Annotated in this window: 18 protein-coding genes, 1 tRNA gene and 1 pseudogene; 1 reads left to right on the top strand and 19 read right to left on the bottom strand. The window is 69.6% G+C overall.

Annotated elements, in window-relative coordinates; translation table 11 throughout:
* On the bottom strand, window positions 1–816 hold an 816-nt coding region (locus tag VP06_RS28440; RefSeq protein ID WP_048467173.1), incomplete at its 3' end, for an IS256 family transposase.
* A gap of 590 nt (window positions 817–1,406) precedes the next feature.
* Here VP06_RS28440 and VP06_RS37420 point away from each other — a divergent pair.
* The gene (locus VP06_RS37420) at window positions 1,407–1,955 is read left to right on the top strand and encodes a P63C domain-containing protein (protein WP_197093308.1); all 549 of its coding nucleotides are present in this window, start codon (window positions 1,407–1,409) and stop codon (window positions 1,953–1,955) included.
* Between the two features lie 236 nt (window positions 1,956–2,191).
* On the opposite strand, the gene VP06_RS28435 is transcribed toward VP06_RS37420, so the two are convergent.
* From VP06_RS28435 to ihfB, 18 genes and pseudogenes are all read right to left on the bottom strand, one after another.
* Window positions 2,192–2,440, bottom strand: coding sequence for a hypothetical protein (locus VP06_RS28435; protein ID WP_048467172.1), 249 nt, complete (start codon window positions 2,438–2,440; stop codon window positions 2,192–2,194).
* Between the two features lie 35 nt (window positions 2,441–2,475).
* Entirely contained in the window at window positions 2,476–4,197 is a 1,722-nt protein-coding gene (locus VP06_RS28430) for a GMC family oxidoreductase (protein WP_048467171.1), read from the bottom strand.
* A gap of 16 nt (window positions 4,198–4,213) precedes the next feature.
* Window positions 4,214–5,008, bottom strand: coding sequence for an ABC transporter permease (locus VP06_RS28425; RefSeq protein WP_048467170.1), 795 nt, complete (start codon window positions 5,006–5,008; stop codon window positions 4,214–4,216).
* The gene (locus VP06_RS28420; RefSeq protein ID WP_048467169.1) at window positions 5,008–5,877 is read right to left on the bottom strand and encodes an ABC transporter permease; all 870 of its coding nucleotides are present in this window, start codon (window positions 5,875–5,877) and stop codon (window positions 5,008–5,010) included. Before VP06_RS28420 ends, VP06_RS28425 begins: the two co-directional genes overlap by 1 nt.
* A 215-nt stretch (window positions 5,878–6,092) precedes the next feature.
* The gene (locus VP06_RS28415; RefSeq protein ID WP_048467168.1) at window positions 6,093–7,133 is read right to left on the bottom strand and encodes an ABC transporter substrate-binding protein; all 1,041 of its coding nucleotides are present in this window, start codon (window positions 7,131–7,133) and stop codon (window positions 6,093–6,095) included.
* A 30-nt stretch (window positions 7,134–7,163) separates the two neighbouring features.
* Window positions 7,164–8,465 carry an NAD(P)/FAD-dependent oxidoreductase gene (locus tag VP06_RS28410; RefSeq protein ID WP_048467167.1) on the bottom strand — a complete coding sequence of 434 codons (1,302 nt, stop codon included), beginning with the start codon at window positions 8,463–8,465 and terminating at the stop codon, window positions 7,164–7,166.
* A 2-nt stretch (window positions 8,466–8,467) separates the two neighbouring features.
* Window positions 8,468–9,202: an HAD-IA family hydrolase gene (locus VP06_RS28405; RefSeq protein ID WP_048467166.1), complete on the bottom strand. Its 735-nt coding sequence runs from the start codon at window positions 9,200–9,202 to the stop codon at window positions 8,468–8,470.
* A gap of 29 nt (window positions 9,203–9,231) precedes the next feature.
* Window positions 9,232–10,356 (bottom strand): ABC transporter ATP-binding protein, encoded by a 1,125-nt coding sequence (locus VP06_RS28400; RefSeq protein WP_048467165.1) that lies wholly within the window; start codon window positions 10,354–10,356, stop codon window positions 9,232–9,234.
* A gap of 104 nt (window positions 10,357–10,460) precedes the next feature.
* Window positions 10,461–11,420 carry a LysR family transcriptional regulator gene (locus VP06_RS28395; RefSeq protein ID WP_048467164.1) on the bottom strand — a complete coding sequence of 320 codons (960 nt, stop codon included), beginning with the start codon at window positions 11,418–11,420 and terminating at the stop codon, window positions 10,461–10,463.
* Between the two features lie 175 nt (window positions 11,421–11,595).
* Window positions 11,596–11,901: pseudogene (locus VP06_RS28390) on the bottom strand (pyocin activator PrtN family protein).
* 228 nt (window positions 11,902–12,129) lie between these two features.
* Window positions 12,130–12,669, bottom strand: a complete 540-nt coding sequence (locus VP06_RS38330) for a hypothetical protein (RefSeq protein WP_245291347.1) — start codon at window positions 12,667–12,669, stop codon at window positions 12,130–12,132.
* 69 nt (window positions 12,670–12,738) lie between these two features.
* Window positions 12,739–12,990, bottom strand: a complete 252-nt coding sequence (locus tag VP06_RS28380; protein ID WP_048467163.1) for a hypothetical protein — start codon at window positions 12,988–12,990, stop codon at window positions 12,739–12,741.
* A 237-nt stretch (window positions 12,991–13,227) separates the two neighbouring features.
* A tRNA-Met gene (locus VP06_RS28375) sits at window positions 13,228–13,304 on the bottom strand.
* A 124-nt stretch (window positions 13,305–13,428) separates the two neighbouring features.
* Complete coding sequence (gene trpB, locus VP06_RS28370; RefSeq protein WP_048467162.1) at window positions 13,429–14,649, bottom strand: tryptophan synthase subunit beta; 1,221 nt, start codon at window positions 14,647–14,649, stop codon at window positions 13,429–13,431.
* Between the two features lie 57 nt (window positions 14,650–14,706).
* The gene (locus VP06_RS28365; protein WP_048467161.1) at window positions 14,707–15,435 is read right to left on the bottom strand and encodes a phosphoribosylanthranilate isomerase; all 729 of its coding nucleotides are present in this window, start codon (window positions 15,433–15,435) and stop codon (window positions 14,707–14,709) included.
* A gap of 48 nt (window positions 15,436–15,483) precedes the next feature.
* Complete coding sequence (lhpI, locus tag VP06_RS28360; RefSeq protein ID WP_048467160.1) at window positions 15,484–16,422, bottom strand: bifunctional Delta(1)-pyrroline-2-carboxylate/Delta(1)-piperideine-2-carboxylate reductase; 939 nt, start codon at window positions 16,420–16,422, stop codon at window positions 15,484–15,486.
* 2 nt (window positions 16,423–16,424) lie between these two features.
* Window positions 16,425–16,778 carry a LapA family protein gene (locus VP06_RS28355; RefSeq protein WP_048467159.1) on the bottom strand — a complete coding sequence of 118 codons (354 nt, stop codon included), beginning with the start codon at window positions 16,776–16,778 and terminating at the stop codon, window positions 16,425–16,427.
* Window positions 16,779–16,891: 113 nt separating this feature from the next.
* Window positions 16,892–17,218 (bottom strand): integration host factor subunit beta, encoded by a 327-nt coding sequence (ihfB, locus tag VP06_RS28350; protein WP_048467158.1) that lies wholly within the window; start codon window positions 17,216–17,218, stop codon window positions 16,892–16,894.
* Between the last annotated feature and the right edge of the window lie 149 nt (window positions 17,219–17,367).

Below are 17,367 nucleotides of genomic sequence, written 5' to 3'. Positions count from 1 at the left end.
GGCGATGAAGGCCGAGACGACACGCCGGCCTGAGCGGCCGGCATGGGCCAGGACGTTGCGCATGAAGTGCACCCGGCACCGCTGCCAGGCGGCGGTCATCACCTTGGCGACGGAGGCCTTGATGCCCTCGTGCGCGTCCGAGATCACCAGTTTGACCCCGCGCAGGCCGCGCCGGGCCAGCTTGCGCAGGAACTCGGTCCAGAAGGTCTCGGCCTCGGACGGGCCGATGTCGAGGCCCAGCACCTCACGCCGCCCATCCGTGTTGACGCCGACCGCCACGATGACGGCCACCGAGACGATACGGTGGTTCTGGCGCACCTTCACGTAGGTCGCGTCGATCCACAGGGAGGGCCACTCGCCCTCGATCGGCCGGTCGAGGAAGGCGTTCACGCGTTCGTCGATCTCCTGGCACAGCCGGCTGACCTGGCTCTTGGAGATGCCTGTCCCGCCCGATGCCTGGACCAGATCGTCGACCGCACGGGTCGAGATGCCCTGGATGTAGGCCTCCTGGATCACGGCTGTCAGCGCCTTCTCGGTCATCCGGCGCGGCTCCAGGAAGCTCGGGAAGTAGCTGCCCGTCCTCAGCTTCGGAATGCGCAGCTCGACCGTGCCGGCGCGTGTCTGCCAGTCCCGGTCACGGTATCCGTTGCGTTGCGCCAAGCGCTCCGGGTTCTTCCCGCCGTGGGCCGCGCCGGTCAGGCCGCCCACCTCCAGTTCCATCAGGCGCTGAGCGGCAAAGCCGATCATCTCGCGCAGCACGTCCGCGTCCGCGCTCTTCTCAGCCAGCGCCCGCAGGCTCATAACGGCATCGGTCATCGGGGGTCTCCCGGGTTCGGGGTTGGTGCAAGCAACCCCGAACCTAACCCGTCACCGCCGATGGCCACCCCCGCGTGAGATCCCGCCTGCTACAGCGCTGTGGAGGGCGCGCAGGCGGGCTCTCCCGCTCTCGTCCAGCTACACCACTCCAAGGGACACGACCCTGCCGGCCCTTTGGCTCAGCGGATCTTCCAGGACCCGAGACCCGCCTTCAGCCCCGCCGGCAGCCGCCGAGCGGGGCTTTTTTCGCCTGTATGGCCGACGAACGGAGTGGCTGAAGAGCCGAGGCGGGCTTGCTTGCATGTCAGAAGAGGCAACTGGCCGCGCCAAGGGCGGCGTCGCGCGAGCCGAAAAGCTGTCGCCTGCACGGCGATCAAGCATCGGGAAGGCTGGGGCGGCGGCCCGCTGGGGCAAGCTCCCGCAGGCCACCCACATCGGCAGCTTTCAGAAAGAGTTTGGGATCGACGTTGAGTGCTACGTCTTGGCTGACGTGGAAAAAACGACAGTCATAAGTCAGACGGGCATGGCCCGTGTCCTGGGTCTCTCGCCGAGAGGCGACTCATTTCCCAAGCTTTATTAACTCCGCAGCGATGGCGCCGTTCGTCGGCGGCGACCTGCGAGAAAAAGTCGAAAATCCTGTTAAATTTCAGTATGGTACCGGCGGCGGCGGCGCGCCTCCGAACACCCTCAACGGCTTTGACACGGCACTGCTGATCGATATTTGCAGGGCCATCATCGCAGCCGAGGCCGCAGGAAAACTCAAGGCCGCTCGGTATAAAAAGATTGTCACTCAGGCCCATATAATTATTGGAGCATCTGCAAAATCTGGAATCAAGCAGCTTGTATACGCTCTCGCTGGATATAGCCCTTCAACTGAAGAGGTGATAGCTGCCTTTAAATTGTACATTCAGGAGGAGGCCCGCAAATACGAGGCCGAATTTCCAAATGAGCTTTATGTTGAGTGGCATATTCTGTACGAAATACCAGTACCAGATCGCGGCAAGCCCTGGCATTTTAAGCACTTGACCGTAAACCATATCTATCATCCATTGGCAAAAAGCAGCGGAAAGCTTTTGCATCTTTTGAGAGCATCCAAGGCAAAGGATGGGGATCGGCAAAAAAACTATTTCAGTTTTTGAATGAAGTCGGGACGCGAGTTTTGAGGATGCATTTAGGCCGGGCGCTTGAGATGGCAGAGTCATCGCCGAACAAAGATGCGTATGAGCGGCGTATCAAAGAGCGATTTGGTGACCAAGGCCAATTTTCATTCATGCTGGACGGCAAACAAGCTGGCTGATTACTTCCCCAATAGCCAGCCCCGGTTTCCCCGCGGCGGGCTTCTCTGGCCACAGCACGTTCAGGCCGATCACGAGGGTCACCCGCCGCTGACCTGCTCCGCAAAATCCTGTGGCACCTCGCCGAACTGGCCGAGGATCGCGACGCTATCCAACTCGCCCGTCTCGTCGTCCGCCACGATGCGCAAGGCCGCAGTGCCCGGCATCCAGCCGGCGATGGCCTCGGCCCGCTTAAGTGCCCCGTTCTCCGTCGGTGCGACGTCCCGGTTGCCCGGCCGCAGCCACTTCCGGTCAAGCTCGAACGTCTGCACCACGAAGCTCGCCGGCATCCCTTTGCAGCCGTTTTCGCTCGTCGCGCGACAGGTTAACCGTGACGCGTCGCCACGCCGTCCTGCCGGACCAGGTCGGCGATGCGTTCCGCCATCATCACGGTCGGGATGTTGGTGTTGGCCCGCGGGATCGTCGGCATCAGGGATGCGTCGCAGACGCTCAAACCGTCGATGCCGCGCACGCGGGCGCGGCCGTCGCAGACGCTCATCGGATCGTCGGCCGCCCCCATGCGGCAGGTACCGGACGGGTGCCACGTCCCGCCGACCTCGGCGGACACGAAGGCGCCTAGCGCCCGCTCCTCGGCGAGCAAGTGGTCGAGGGTGATGCCCTGCGTGACGAGGCCGTGGATCAGCGCCGCCCGGACCGGGCCGGCGAGGTCGAGGAGCCCCGACAGGATCCCGCGCTGCGCCGCCGACCAGGGCCGGGGTGCTGCCGCCCGGGCGACGCGGGGCGAGTAGCTCGCCGGGAAGACCGGGCCGCGTAAGGCCGTGAGCGCCGGATCGCGGAGCGCCCGGGCGCCGCGGCGGACCGCGTCCATCAGCCGGGCGTGGTCGCGGGGGTCGGACAGCATGCGGAAATTGACCTGCGGCTCGGTCCGCGGGTCGGACGAGGCCAGAGCGACCTCGCCGCGCGAGTACGATTTGTTGACCCAGAAAAAGATCCCGCCGATCCGCTCCCCCAAGCTGTGCCAGCCCGTCCGCGACAGGATTGCGCCATGCATGTCGCCCTCTGGCGTGCCGGGCAGGCCCGAGGAGTAGCGCAGGATCGCCTGCTCGTGGTGCTCGCTCCTGTCGCGGACCCGGCCGGCGCGAGTGAGGTAGGTCGACACCGCGATCGAGGGATGCTCCATCAGGTTGCGGCCGATGCCCGGCCGGTCGGCGACGACCGGCAGCCCGTGCCGGCGGAGCATCGCCCCGGGCCCGACGCCGCTGCGCATGAGCAGGGCCGGGCTGTGGATCGCGCCCGCCGCCACCACGACGAGGTCGGCCGGAATCGTCTCGGGCGGGCCGCCGGCCAGGGGCGTCACCGTGGCGCCGGCGGCCCGCCGCCCCTCGAACAGGATCCGCTCGGCCAGCAATCCGGTGCGAACGGTCAGGTTCGGTCGGGCCCGCACAGCCGGGGTAAGATAGGCCACCGAAACCGGCACCCGCTCGCCGGAATCCGAGATCGCGGTCGTGCCGACATAGACCCCGTCGCGCCAGGGCCCGTTCTGGTCGTCGCCGGCCGGGTACCCTTGGGTTTCGAGCGCCCGCATCGTGGCGGCGACGAAGGGGGAGATCTGTTCGGGGGTGGCGCGGCGGATCGGCAGCGGGCCGTCCCTCCCGTGCAGCTCGCCGGTGCAATCGCGGTCGGCTTCGAGTTTGCGGAAATAGGGCAGGCAGGATTCCCACGACCAGCCCTCGGCGCCGAGCGCGCCCCACTCGTCGTAATCGCCGGGGGCGCCGCGATTGGCCATCATGGCGTTGATCGCCGAGCCGCCGCCGAGGCGGCGCGCCTGCTCGTAAGCCCGCGGCGCCGGTGACTCGGGGCGGTTGCCGGCGGGCGCCCCCATCCGGGCTTTCAGTGCCGGCCAGATGTTGCGCGAGTCGAGATAGGCCCGGCCGGGATAGCGGCTGCGGATCTCCGGCGGCATGGTGGCGGCGTTGAGGTCGTCGCCCGCCTCCACCAGGGTGACGCGGAACGATGTGACTTCCGAGAGCCGCGCGGCCAGCACACAGCCGGCCGAGCCGCCGCCGAGGATAAGGATCGTCGTCACGTGCGCTCGCGCGGTTTCATGGGGTGGAGGACGACTTGCGGGCGCTCAGGCTCGCCAGCACCACCACCATCAGCGAGGCGGCGGTCAGCAGTGAGGAGATCGCCGCGATGGTGGGGTCGATCTCGTCACGCAAGGATGTGAACATCCGCTTCGTGAGGGTCTGGTTCTGGCCGCCGGCGATGAAGATCGCCACCACGGTCTCGTCGAGGGCAGAGATGAAGGCGAACAGCGCGCCCGAGACCACGCTGGGGCGGATCTGCGGCAGGGTGACCGACAGGAAGGCACGCAGGCGGTTCATGCCGAGACTGCGCGCCACCATCTCCTGCGCCGGATCGAAGCCGCGCAGGCCCGCCAGCACCGAGGTGACGACGTAGGGCGTGGCCAGCATCACGTTGGCGAGGACCAGCCCCGGCAGGGTGGCGAGCAGCCCGGTCTTGGCGAAGACGAAGAACACGCCGATGGCCGTGATGACGATCGGCACCACCAGCGGCAGGAGCAGGATCACCGTCAGGCTGCGGGCGAGGCGCGATCCGCTCATGCTGAGGGCGTAGGCGGCCGCGGTCCCGATCAGGGTGGCGCCGAGGGCGGTCGCCACCGCGACCCCGAGGCTCACCCGCGCCGCCTGCATCCAGGCCGGGCTGCCGAAGAACGCCTCGTACCAGCGCAGGGAATAGCCCGGCGGCGGGAAGGTGAGGAACCGCGCGTTCGAGAACGACATCGGCACCACGATCAGGATCGGCAGCACCAGGAACAGCAGCACCAGGGCGACGAGGGTGCCGAGCGCGAGGCGGGCGGGAAGCGAGGCCGGCATCAGCGGGCTCCCATGATGCGCTCGAGCGGGACCACCCGGGAGGCGAGCCAGAACAGGGCGGCGACGCAGACGAGCAGCACGACCCCGATGGCGCTCGCCGCGCCCCACTGGTTGTAGAGCTCGACGTTGCGGCTCACGAGCATCGACACCATGAAGGTGCGCCCGCCGCCGAGCAGCTCCGGCGTGATGTAGAAGCCGAGCGCCAGCACGAAGACCAGCACCGTGCCAGCGACTACCCCCGGCATCGACAGCGGCAGGAACACCCGGAGAAAGACGTGGAGGGGGCCGCCGCCGAGGCTGGCGCCGGCCAGCATCAGATCGCGGGGGATGCGCTGCATCGTGGCATAGAGCGGCAGCACCATGAAGGGCAGGAGGATGTGCAGGGTGGCGAGCACCGTGCCGAACTCGTTGTTGATGAGCGCGATCGGCTGATCGGTGAGGCCGAGACCCTGGAGCATCCCGTTCACCAGGCCGCGGCGTTGCAGCAGCACCATCCAGGCATAGGCGCGCACCAACACGCTGGTCCAGAACGGCAGGATCACCAGGCCGAGCACCACCACGCTCCAGCCCCGCGGCAGGGTCGCGGCCGCGTAGGCGACGGGATAGCCGAGAGCCAAGGCCAGCACCGTGACGGTGAGGCCGATGCGGAAGGTGAGCAGGAAGCTGCGCCAGTAGATATCCTCGGTGAGGAAGCGTTGGTAATGCTCCAGGGTGAACGACCCGTCGGTGGTGACCGACTGCACAGCGAGCCAGGCGAGCGGCACCACAAGGAGCGCCGTCACCACCGCGAGGGCGGGAAACAGCAGGGCGAGGATGAGGAGCCGCTCGCGCCGCTCGTGCCGTCGCAGGGCGGGGCTGGATGGGGTCATGGCGGGGTGTCCGGGACGGATTGTCGGCGGGACGGTGATGAGGGAAGCGAGAGAGGTCCTCACGCAAGACCCCTCCCTTCTCTTCGGGGGAGGATGCCCGGCGGAGCCGGGCGGGAGAGGGGCGGCGCGACGCTCATCCAGGGGGCGCCCTTCAGAACGGTTCCGCCATATCCGGAAGCGACATCCTCTCTCCCGGCGCGCTCCGCGGGCCACCCTCACTTCTTCTGCACGAACTCCGCCCAGCGCTTCAGCGCCGCATCGCCCGCCTCCGAGGTCCACCACTCGGCCGAGAGCACCACCTGCTTCTTGGCGTTGTCCGGCGCGCTCGGCAGCTTGGCGGCGAGCGCAGCCGGGATGATGCCGGTGTCGAAGGCCGCCGGGTTGCCCGGGCCATAAGGAATGTTGAGCGGCAGGTTGGCCTGGAGCTTCGGGTCGATCGCCTGGTTCACGAACTTCACTGCAGTGGCGAGGTTCGGGGCGTTCTTCAGGATGCAGAGCGAGGTGTTCTGCAGGATGCCCTGGTTGAAGGTGTAATCGGCCTCTCCGCCGGCCTCCATCACCGCCGAGACGCGGCCGTTCCAGATCATCTCCATGTCGACCTCGCCGCCCTGGATCAGCTGGGCCGACTGGCCGCCGGAGGTCCACCAGACCGAGATGTGCGGCTTGATCTCCTCGAGCTTGCGGAAGGCGCGGTCGACGTCGAGGGGGTAGAGCTTGTCGGGCGCGACGCCGTCGGCCATCAGGGCGGCCTCAAGGGTGGCAAAGGGATGGTTGCGCAGCGCCCGGGCGCCCGGGAACTTCTTCACATCCCAGAAATCGGCCCAGCTCTGCGGTGGGTTCTTGCCGTACTTGGATTTGTTGTAGGCGAGCACGCTCGAATAGAATTCGTAGGGTACCGAATAGTCGGTCTTGTAGGCGGCCGGGATCGCCGCGGCGTTCGGGATCTTCGAGAAGTCGAGCTTCTCGATCAGGTTCGCCTTGCCGCCGCGCACGCAATCCTGAGTCGGGGTATCGACCACGTCCCAGGTCGGCTTGCCGGTCGCGCCCTGCGTGCGGATCACCGGCCAGGCGTCGGGGGCGCTGTCCTGGTTGATGGTGATGCCGAGCGCCTTGGCGGCCGGATCGAGGATCGCCACCGTTTGAGCCTGCTGGTAGGCGCCGCCCTGCGACACGAAGGTGATCTGCTCGGCGGCGAGAGCCGGGGCGGCCGTGCCGAGAAGGCAGGCTAGGACGGTATTTCGAAGCAGCGACGCCATCTCGACTTCTCCTCTGTGTGAGGCCGCTTCCTAGCGGCCGATCGCGTCCAGGAACTGGTACCAGCCGGCGACGAGCCGGATCACCGGCTCGCGCAAGCCGTAGAACGGGACGGGCTGGAAGCTCCCGGCGCCGAGCAAGGCCACGTCGGGGCTCTCGCCGAGGGCGAACGCGGCCGCCACGCCGCCGAGGTGGCTCGACATCGCGACCCCGGCGCCGTTGTAGCCCATGGCGAAGCTGACCCGGTCGTCGAGCCGGCCGACATGCGGCAGCGCATCCAACGTCATCCCGACGAGGCCCGACCAGCGATAGGCCACCGGCGTATCAGCGAGCGCCGGGAAGGTGCGCACCATCGCCCGGCGCAAGGTCGCGAAGGCGGCCTCGGAATCGGAGCGCCCGAAGGCGCCGCGGCCCCCGAACACCATCCGGCCGTCGACCATGCGGAACCAGCGCATCATCCGTCGGGTCTCGACGTAGATCCGCCGGCTCGGCAGGATCGCGGCGCGCAGGTTGTCGGACAAGGGCTCGGTGGCGAGGATCGCGCTGCGGAACGGAATCAGGCGGGTGCGCAAGGCCGCGCCCGCCCCGGTGAGATCGGTGTAGCCGTTCGTCGCCACGATCACCTGGCGCGCCCGCACCGAGCCACCCGGCGTCTCGACCCGGATGCCGCCGGCTTCGCGGTGGAAGCGCGTGGCGGGGCTTCCCTCGTGGATCGCGATGCCCTTGTCCGTGACCGCCCGGGCGAGGCCGCGGGCGTAGTTGAGCGGGTGCAGCCCCCCGGCCTTCGCCGAGAGTACGCCGCCGACGAAATCCTGCGAGCCAGTCTCGGCCGCGACCGCCTCGCGGGACAGGACCGAGACGGAGGTATCGCCCATCTCCCGGCGCATCCATTCCATGTCGGCGACCGTCGCCGCCAGGGTGGCGGGCTTGTGGGCGCATTTAAGCTGGCCGACCCGAGCGTAATTGGCTTCGACGATGCCGTGCTCGGCGATCAGCCGCTCCAGGGTCTCGACCGAATCGTAGGCGATGGCGTGCATGCGCTTGGCGACGGAAAGCCCGTGCCGGCTCGCGATCGCCTGGAACGACGGGCGGTACTTCGCCGAGACGACGCCGCCGTTGCGCCCGCTGGCGCCCCAGCCGATCGCGTTGGCCTCCAGCACCACGGCCCGCTCGCCGCGCTCCGCCAGCGCGAGCGCCGCCGAGAGCCCGGTATAGCCGCCGCCGACGATCGCGACGTCCGCCTGGACGTCGCGATCGAGCGGCCCGAAGCGCCCGGCCGGCACGGAGCCGGCAGCCCAGAGCGAGGCGGCTGGAGGCTTCGGGAAGGCCGCCATGGTCAGGCCGCCTGCCGGGCGGCGGCCGCGAAGGCCGCGTCGGCGGCGTCGGCGAGCTTCTCGAGCGTCGGGAAATGGTAGTCGGGCGTGGTCATCCGCTCGGGCTCGGGCGTGCCGCCGAAGCCCTGCAAGCCCTGGCGGCGCTCGATCCAGCAGACGGTGTAGCCGAGGTCCCGGGCGACGCCGATATCGTGGTACTGGCTCTGGGCGACATGGAGTATGTCGCTCTGCTTGTAGCCGAAGGCCGATTGGCGGCCGCGGTTGAAGGCGAAGAATTGCGGGTTGGGCTTCGCCACCCCGGCCTCGTCGTAGGTGACGCTGTCGTGGAACGGCCCCCCGAGGGTGTGGGAGTAGAACGAGAAGGCCGAGCGGTCGGCATTCGTCATCGCGACGAGGCGGTAATGCTTGCGCAGGCGCTTCAGGGCCGCGACCGAATCCGGGAAGGCCGGCCAGCGCAGGACCGAGAGCTGGAACGCGTCGGCATCGGCCTCGGAATTCGGGAAGCCGAGTTCCCCGGCGACGTGGCGGTAGACGTCGGCGAAAACCTCGCTCGAGCGCTCGTAGTTCAGCTCGCGGCCCTTGAGGTAGGACGCGAAGATCCGGGCGTCGCTCAACTCCTCCGGGCTGCGGCCGGAGACGGCGCGCAGGTGGTCGAGGATGCCCTTCTCGAAGTCGATCAGGGTGCCGACGACGTCGAAGGTGAGGACCTTGAAGCTGTCGAGGGAGGAGGCTGGCATGGGCTTTCCTTTCGAAGACCTGGAGAGGGTCAGGTGGATTCCGCCGGGACGACGATCGTGTCCTGCGGATGGAGGAGGGCGGTGATCGCGCCGCCGGGGGCGGGGATCGCAAGACGCCCGGCATGATGGGCCGGCTGGCGCAGGGAGATTTCCGGCCCGTGATCGAGGGCGACGAACACCCGCAGGCTCTCGCCCTGGTAGACGATGTCGGTGACGCGCCCTGACAGGCGGTTGTAGCCCTCGGGGGCCGCGTCGCCGGCGACGATCAGCTTCTCGGTCTGGATCGCCAGCAGCAGGGCCTCGCCCGCCGGCAGCGGCCGGGCGCTGCGTAACGTCGTCGCCCCGAGCGAGACGGCGTCGGGGCCGGAGCGGGTCACCGGCACCAGGGTCGACTCGCCGATGAAGCTCGCCACGAAGGCGTTCGAGGGCCGGTCGTGCAGGCGCTCGGGCGTGTCGACCTGGGCCAGCCGCCCGCCGCGCAGGATGGCGATGCGGTCGCTCATCGTCAGCGCCTCGCGCTGGTCGTGGGTGACGTAGATGATGGTGGCTTCGAGCTGCCGGTGCAGGCGCCGCAGCTCGATCTGCATCGTTTCGCGCAGGTGCTTGTCGAGGGCCGAGAGCGGCTCGTCCATCAGGATCAGCCGCGGCCGGAACACGATGGCGCGGGCGAGCGCCACGCGCTGACGCTGGCCGCCGGAGAGCTGCGAGATCGCCCTCGCCTCGTAGCCGGACAGCTCGACCATCGCGAGCGCCTCGGCCACGCGCGGGCCCCAGGAGGCTTTCGGCTCGCGCCGGGCCCGCAGCGGGAAGGCGACGTTCTCGCCAACACTCAGGTGCGGGAACAGGGCATAGTTCTGGAACACCACGCCGATGTCGCGCTTGTGCGGCGGCAGGAACGTCACGTCGGTCGTGCCGAAATGCACACTGCCGGAGGAGGGCACGATGAAGCCGCCGAGGATGCCGAGCAGCGTGGTCTTGCCCGAGCCCGAGGGCCCAAGGAGGGACAGGAACTCGCCGGGCGCGACGTCGAGCGAGACGTCGTCGAGGGCCGTGAAGGCGCCGTAGCGCCGGGTCGCATTGCGGATCGACACCCCGACGCTGCCGACGGCGAGCGGCCCGCCGCTCACGCCCGAAATTGATCCCGCTGCCGCCATCGTAGGGTGCTGCCTTCGCGTCCGGTGCCGCCGATGGACCAGATGCTCACAAAAGCGGCGGCGCGGTTCAATGTCGAAAGAATCCGCACTCTCATAACCCCAGGTTATGATGGGTCGAAGCACGCTCGGCCCAGGCCGAGCTCCGGATAAAGCCGGTCGACCTTCGCGACGTCGGCCCGCATCTCGGCGACGATCCAGTCGCGCACGGCGGCGACGGAGCGGCGCAGGGGCCGCGAGCGCAGGTGGATCAGCTGGCACATCCGCGCGGTGCGCGTGAGGCGGCCGGCGGCCGGGACGAGGTCGCCTGTGGCGAGCCAGTGCGAGACCACGCTGGCCCAGCCGAGCGCGACGCCCTGGCCGAGCAGGGCGGCCTGCAGCACCACCGCATAGTCGGAGAAGTTGAGCGAGGCGCGCGAGCCGTTCCAGTCCGGCCCCGGATCGACCCCGCCGGTCCACATCGGCGAACTGGCGGTGAGGTTCACGAAGGTGGTGCGACCGCCGCCCGTCGCCGCCGCGGCGTCCCGGCCCGCCAGATAGGCCGGGCTGCAGACCGGCAGCATCACCTCGTTCATCAGGAACAGGGCCTCGTGGTCGAGGTCGGGCCCCTCGACGAAGCGCATACCGAGATCAACGGCGTCGACCGGGCCGGCTAGCGCCCCCGGGATGAGCTGGAAGCGGAAATCGACCGAGGGGAACGCCTCCTGCAGGGTGTTGATGCGCGGCATCAGCCAGTGGGTGGTGAAGGCCGACGACAGGGAGAGCGTGACGGTGTCGATGCCGGTACGGCGGATGTCGATCTCGCGCAAGGCCGCCTCGATGCCCCGGAAGCCGTCCGCCACCCGGCGATGGAGGATCGCGCCGTCCTCGGTCAGCGCTATCCCGTCGCCCGAGCGATCGACGAGGCGCACGCCGAGATGACGTTCGAGCTGCGCCATCGCCTTGCTCACCGCCGGCTGGGTCACGTTCAGCTCGGCAGCTGCCCGGGTGAAGCTCAAGTTCCGCGCCACGGCCTCAAACACGAACAGGGCGTGGTTGGACGGGAGCATGCGTCGGAGTGGGTTCATGGACTTGGGCTCGGATCTCACTGTCACGCCTTGGTCGCGACGATGTCGCCTGCCCGGGCGGATCGCTACCCCGAACCGTAGTCGGGCCCGGGACGGATCAAGATGGAAGAGAGCTGCCGCTGGAGGTATCCCGGCTCGGAAGTGCAACGATCATCCTGCGCGCCGATCTCGATGCCTACCTGTCGGCTCTACCGCTGGCACGGTTGGCCTCCATGTAGGCGGCGCCGCAAAGCTGCCGGCACTCCTTCCGCGCTGCCTCGGCCCAGTCGTCTATCCACCGAGCGAGGTCGACCAGATGCACGCCCTTGGCCGCCGTCTGGCTCGCTTCAATGCGGACCAGTGGCAGCGCGATCTCGCCGGCCGAGATCTTACGGACCAGCTTTTCGGGCGTCAGGTGGGAGAATTAGTCCCGGCACACGAGGCTGATCGGGATCACCGCGCCGCCGCCGTACTGCGCCAGGAGCAGGAACGCCGTACTCATGGGCTCGGGCCTCGCGGCAGGGTGGACGTCGGCGGCGGGTTTGCGGGCACGCGGCATCTCCAGACCTCCTCTCGCGCTGTGGGGATCGTTGCGACGGGGCGAGCAGCCCGCCGCAGCACTCCGGGGGCATGCGGCTGCGGCCACGCCTCAGCGGCTACATCGGCGCGCCTTTGCTGGTGAGCGTGAATGCATAAAGCGGGCAGGCGCCGCTAAGCGAAAGCGCTCTGGTCACCCGGTCGTCGTGCGCGCTCGTTTTCTGGTGATCTTCTGGCCCAGCCTGCGCGCTTCAACGGCTTGCAGTCGTTGCCTCTCGCCTTCGGCCGCAAGCGTCTGGAAGGTTTGATCGGACATCCTCGTGGCCGGCTGTGCCTCCCGGTGCCTTCGCTCGGCCTCAGCATCGATCTCACCAAGGGTCTTTGCCCGCCCCCTCGACGCCATCCGCTCCTCCCGGCGGCGCTCTTCGCCTTCACGGGCCAACTCCCCGAGATCTCGCACCGGAGCCGGGATTGCTGGCGTCTGCACGGCGCCGAGCGCCACCAGTTCCGGGAAGAGGCTCGGATGGCGCAGGTGGCGCCACCGGTCGATCGCCTCCAGGCAGTACATGCCGGTGTCTGAATCGGGCCGCGGGAAGCCCCGCATGAAGAGCCGCGGCCGGACGGCGTCGAACTGCGCCGGCGTCAGGTGCAGCCGGCGCGCCACCTTCTCGGCGGGGATGTCGCCGGGATCGACCCGGAAGCGAGTTGAAGGGGCTCTGGGCGGACGTGGCATGGCTCTACCCCCTCACAGGCCGCGCCGCGGCCTACCCCGCAGCGGATCGCCCTGGCAACGCTCCTGCGCCTAGTCCGCATGTTGGGCTGCCCACTCCTCGAACGACTGCCCAGCAGCCTCAGGGGCTAGTAAGCCCGACAGCCGGTCCAGGGCCCGATCAATAGCCTTGCGGTCCCACCGGCAGGTGCCAGGCATCGCGGGCGGCACGATCTTGCGCCGAACCCAAGCGTCGAAGGCCTCCACGGTCTCGCAGCCGCAGTACGCGGCCGCCTGCTCACGAGTGAGCCCGCGGGGCAGCATTCCGAGGAGGAGCTTCGTCATGGCGCGTCCCAGACCCGGCAAGGGCTACAGCCAGCCCACGCGCCGGACGCGAAGCCCGCTCCACATGCCCCCGCCGAGCCCATTTTCGTGTTGCGCAGGTGTTGCATGGAGCAGCCTACGCCACGCCGTAACCCGTTGTGAAACCTGCACCCGTGTTGCAGGCAATCGCAACACGTTTCGACAGACTAGCGGGCACGAAAAAGCCCGCTAAGTCGTTGACCAAGCGGGCTAGACGGGTGGTAGCGGAGGAGGGATTTGAACCCCCGACACAAGGATTATGATTCCTCTGCTCTGACCAACTGAGCTACTCCGCCCCGCCGCGGCCAGTCCGTGTCCGCCGCTGCGATGGCGGCGGTATAGGGGGAGGCCGCCGTTCCTGTCAAGGAACCGTCGTAAGGCTTTTTGCGCCGCGCCAGCGGGAGCGCGGCGCGGGTGCGCTCAGAGGGCGTCGCCCAGGATCTCGGCCACCTGCGGGATGTCCTTGTCGCCGCGGCCGGAGAGGTTGACGACCATCAGGTGGTCGCGGGGCAGCGTGGGAGCGAGGTCCTTGACCTTGGCCAGCGCGTGGGCGGGTTCCAGCGCCGGAATGATGCCCTCCATCAGCGAGCAGAGCCGGAACGCTTCCAGGGTCTCCGTGTCGGTCGCCGACAGGTAGGTGACGCGGCCCATTTCGTGCAGCCAGGCGTGCTCGGGGCCGATGCCCGGATAGTCGAGGCCGGCGGAGATCGAGTGCGCGTCGGCGATCTGCCCGTCGCCGTCCATCAGGAGATAGGTGCGGTTGCCGTGCAGCACGCCCGGCTTGCCGCCGGTGAGCGAGGCGGCGTGCAGGCCGCTCGACACGCCATGGCCGGCCGCCTCGACACCGTAGATCGCCACCTCGCGGTCGTCGAGGAAGGGGTGGAACAGCCCCATGGCGTTCGAGCCGCCGCCGATGCAGGCGATGAGCGAGTCCGGCAGCCGGCCTTCCATCTCCAGCATCTGCGCCTTGGTCTCGATGCCGATGATCGACTGGAAGTCGCGCACCATCGCCGGGTAGGGATGCGGCCCCGCCACCGTTCCGATGCAGTAGAAGGTGTCGGCGACGTTGGTGACCCAGTCGCGCAGGGCCTCGTTCATCGCATCCTTGAGGGTGCGGGTGCCGGATTCGACCGGCACCACTTCGGCACCCAGCATCTTCATCCGGAACACGTTCGGCTTCTGCCGCTCGACATCGACCGCGCCCATGTAGACGACGCATTTGAGCCCGAAGCGGGCGCAGAGCGTCGCGGTGGCGACGCCGTGCTGGCCCGCCCCGGTCTCGGCGATGATCCGCGGCTTGCCCATGCGCCGGGCGAGCAGGATCTGGCCCAGAACGTTGTTCACCTTGTGCGAGCCGGTATGGTTCAGCTCTTCGCGCTTGAAGTAGATCTTCGCGCCGCCCAGGTGCTCGGACAGCCGCTCGGCGAAGTAGAGCGGGCTCGGCCGACCGACGTAATGGGTGAGATAGCCGTTCATCTCGGCCTGGAACGCCGGGTCGGCCTTGGCGGTGGCATAGGCGTCCTCCAGCGCGAGGATGTTCGGCATCAGGGTCTCGGCCACGAAGCGGCCGCCGAAGATGCCGAAGCGGCCGCGCTCGTCGGGGCCGGTGCGGAACGAGTTCGGATTCTGGGGAGCGGTCACGGCGGCAACTCTTGCGTCTGAGGGGGTTGGGCGGGATGTCGGCCTCGGCGGCGGGCCTTACGCCGTTCGCGCCGTCTCGGCAATTTGCGCTGCGGACGCAGCCGCCGCGGCGGACGTGCCCGCGGCGGCTTTGGCCGCCCGCACGAAGGCGGCGATGCGGTCCGGATCCTTGCGGCCGGGACTCGCCTCGACGCCGGACGAGACGTCGACCGCCTGGGCGGCGGTCACCGCCAGGGCCTCGGCGACGGTCTCGGGGGTGAGGCCGCCGGAGAGCATGAACGGGTGATCGCGGCCGGCATCGGCGAGGAGCGACCAGTCGAAGGCGTGGCCGTTGCCGCCGGGCAGGACCGCGCCGGGGGCGGGCTTGGCATCGAAGAGCAGCCGGTCGGCGATGCCGACATAGCGGGCGGCGCGGGCGAGGTCGTCGGCCGTGGCGATGCCGAGCGCCTTCATCACCGGCCGGCCGGTGCGGGCCCTGACATGAGCCACCCGCTCCGGGCTCTCGCCGCCGTGGAGCTGGAGCCAGTCGGGGTCGAGGGCGGCGATCACCGCCTCGACGAGGACATCGTCGGGATCGACCAGCAGGGCGACCCGTTCGCTCCGGCCTCGCGCCTGCCGCGACAGGGCGCCGCCGAGGGCGAGGTCGACATGCCGGGGGCTTCTGGGGAAATGGACGAGGCCGATCAGGTCGGCGCCGGCGGCGAGCGACGCCTCCAGGGTCTCCGGCGTGCTGAGGCCGCAGATCTTGACGAGGCAGGTCCGGCTGAAGACGGAAGCGGGCGACATCCGCCCCCTATACGCCGATCTGCCGTCGCCCGCACGTGCCGCGGGCGCTCAGGATGGCCGCGTCAGGCGCTCCCACACGCAGGCGGCGGCGGCGAGGTCCTCGATCGCGGCGCCGACCGACTTGAACACCGTGATCGCGTCGGGTCTCTGCCGCCCCGGCGCCTCGCCGCGGCACAGGGCCGCGAGGTCGCCCGTCACGGCCTCTCGCGCCAGGGCGCCCGACTGGATCGCCACCGCGACGTCGCCGCCCTTCTTCAGGGCATCGGGCGTGTCGACATAGAGCGGTCCGCGCCGCAGGGCCTCGTCGTCGGCCTCGCGCATCGCCGGCGTGAAGGCGCCGACGAGGTCGAGATGGGTGCCGGGCCGCAGCCAGGCGCCGCGCACGAGCGGTTCGGTCGAGAGGGTCGCGCAGGAGACCAGATCCGCCTCGCCGACCGCCGCCGCGAGGTCGGTGACGGGGTGCGCGTCGAAGCCCTCGGCCGCGAGGGACGCCGCCAGGCGCGCGGCGCCTTCCGGCCGGCGGTTCCAGACCGCGACGTCGCGGATCGGCCGCACGGCGGCGTGGGCGCGCACGAGGGCAGGGGCGAGGGCCCCGGCCCCCACCATCACCATCCGGGAGGCATCCTCGCGGGCGAGGTGCCGGGCGGCGAGCGCGGAGGCGGCGGCGGTGCGCCACAGGGTCAGGCGGGCGCCGTCGAGGAGTGCCAGAGGGCGGCCGTCGCGCCCGTCGCAGAGCAGCACCCCGCCCTGGATCGTGTCGAGGCCCTTGGCCGGGTTGCCCGGGAAGAGGGTCAGGATCTTGACCCCGACATAATCGGCGGTCCAGGCCGGCATCAGCAGCAGCGAGGCCCCGTCGGGCGCGGTCTCGATCGCATGGTGGTGGCGCGTCGGCGCCGTCGCGCCGGCCCGGAAGGCAACGCTGAGGGCGTCGATCATCCCGAGCGGGGTCAGGGCCGCGTCGATCTCAGCCTCGCCGATCAGGCGCATCGTCAGGCGCGGCTGACCGGGGCCGGCAGGGCGGTGCGGCCGGCTGAGGCGCCGGTCGGGGCGGTCTGGCGCAGGCGCTCGGCCTCGTGGCGCAGGCGGGCCAGCTCGCGGCCCTTGGCGCGGCGGTCGCGGCGGGTGTCGCCCTGGCCGAGCCAGGAGCCGACGCCGCCGACCACGATGCCGATCGCGACCGCGGCGAAGATCAGCGCGTAGAGCGGCATCGGCAGGCTGAAGGCCGGCGTCCCGTTCGTGAACGGATCGAAGGACAGCATCACCGGCTGGCGGTTGGCCACCGCCAGCAGCACGACCACGACGGCGATGGGCAGCAGGATCAGGCCCTTGAGGAAGCGGATCATCGGGAAACCCGGTCTTTCGTCGGTGATGCGGGAGGGGAGCGGGACCGCCGGACGGAGCCCCGGGAACCAAGTGTAACGCGCCAGGACCCGAGCGCCAGGGTCGGGGCCCGGCGTCAGCTGGCGGCGGCCTCGGCCCGGCGCGGCTCGTCGGCGCCGATCCCGGCGGCGTTGAGGCGCAGGCGCATCTCCTTGCCGGTCTTGAAGACCGGGATCGCCTTCTCGGCCACCGCCACGGCGGCCCCGGTGCGCGGGTTGCGGCCGCGCCGCGCCTCCCGGCGCTTGACCGAGAAGGCGCCGAAGCCACGCAGCTCGACCCGGTCGCCCCGCGCCAGCGCATCCGCGATCGTGTCCAGGATGGCGTTGACGATGTTCTCGACGTCGCGCTGATACAGGTGCGGGTTCTGCTCGGCGATCTTGAGGACCAGCTCGGACTTGATCATGGGCAATATGGTCTCGAGAGAGGCGGGGGCGGCCGGGGGGGGCGCACGGGGAGGGGGTAAGGGGGCCCGACCGCGGGCAGGCCGCCCCGGGGGAGGGTGGGGGGGTCGGGGGCGGGCCGCCGCCGGCGGGGGGGGGGGGGCGGGGGGGT

Source organism: Methylobacterium aquaticum, assembly GCF_001043915.1.
Classification (GTDB): Bacteria; Pseudomonadota; Alphaproteobacteria; order Rhizobiales; family Beijerinckiaceae; genus Methylobacterium; species Methylobacterium aquaticum.
This window is presented reverse-complemented; position numbering and strand designations above follow the sequence as displayed.

Coding starts and splice junctions, on each gene's coding strand:
- VP06_RS37420 (WP_197093308.1), top strand. CDS start 1,407: ATGGCGCCGTTCGTCGGCGGCGACCTGCGAGAAAAAGTCGAAAATCCT.
- VP06_RS28435 (WP_048467172.1), bottom strand. CDS start 2,440: ATGCCGGCGAGCTTCGTGGTGCAGACGTTCGAGCTTGACCGGAAGTGG.
- VP06_RS28425 (WP_048467170.1), bottom strand. CDS start 5,008: ATGCCGGCCTCGCTTCCCGCCCGCCTCGCGCTCGGCACCCTCGTCGCC.
- VP06_RS28420 (WP_048467169.1), bottom strand. CDS start 5,877: ATGACCCCATCCAGCCCCGCCCTGCGACGGCACGAGCGGCGCGAGCGG.
- VP06_RS28415 (WP_048467168.1), bottom strand. CDS start 7,133: ATGGCGTCGCTGCTTCGAAATACCGTCCTAGCCTGCCTTCTCGGCACG.
- VP06_RS28410 (WP_048467167.1), bottom strand. CDS start 8,465: ATGGCGGCCTTCCCGAAGCCTCCAGCCGCCTCGCTCTGGGCTGCCGGC.
- VP06_RS28405 (WP_048467166.1), bottom strand. CDS start 9,202: ATGCCAGCCTCCTCCCTCGACAGCTTCAAGGTCCTCACCTTCGACGTC.
- VP06_RS28400 (WP_048467165.1), bottom strand. CDS start 10,356: ATGGCGGCAGCGGGATCAATTTCGGGCGTGAGCGGCGGGCCGCTCGCC.
- VP06_RS28395 (WP_048467164.1), bottom strand. CDS start 11,420: ATGAACCCACTCCGACGCATGCTCCCGTCCAACCACGCCCTGTTCGTG.
- VP06_RS38330 (WP_245291347.1), bottom strand. CDS start 12,669: ATGCCACGTCCGCCCAGAGCCCCTTCAACTCGCTTCCGGGTCGATCCC.
- VP06_RS28380 (WP_048467163.1), bottom strand. CDS start 12,990: ATGACGAAGCTCCTCCTCGGAATGCTGCCCCGCGGGCTCACTCGTGAG.
- VP06_RS28365 (WP_048467161.1), bottom strand. CDS start 15,435: ATGTCGCCCGCTTCCGTCTTCAGCCGGACCTGCCTCGTCAAGATCTGC.
- lhpI (WP_048467160.1), bottom strand. CDS start 16,422: ATGCGCCTGATCGGCGAGGCTGAGATCGACGCGGCCCTGACCCCGCTC.
- VP06_RS28355 (WP_048467159.1), bottom strand. CDS start 16,778: ATGATCCGCTTCCTCAAGGGCCTGATCCTGCTGCCCATCGCCGTCGTG.
- ihfB (WP_048467158.1), bottom strand. CDS start 17,218: ATGATCAAGTCCGAGCTGGTCCTCAAGATCGCCGAGCAGAACCCGCAC.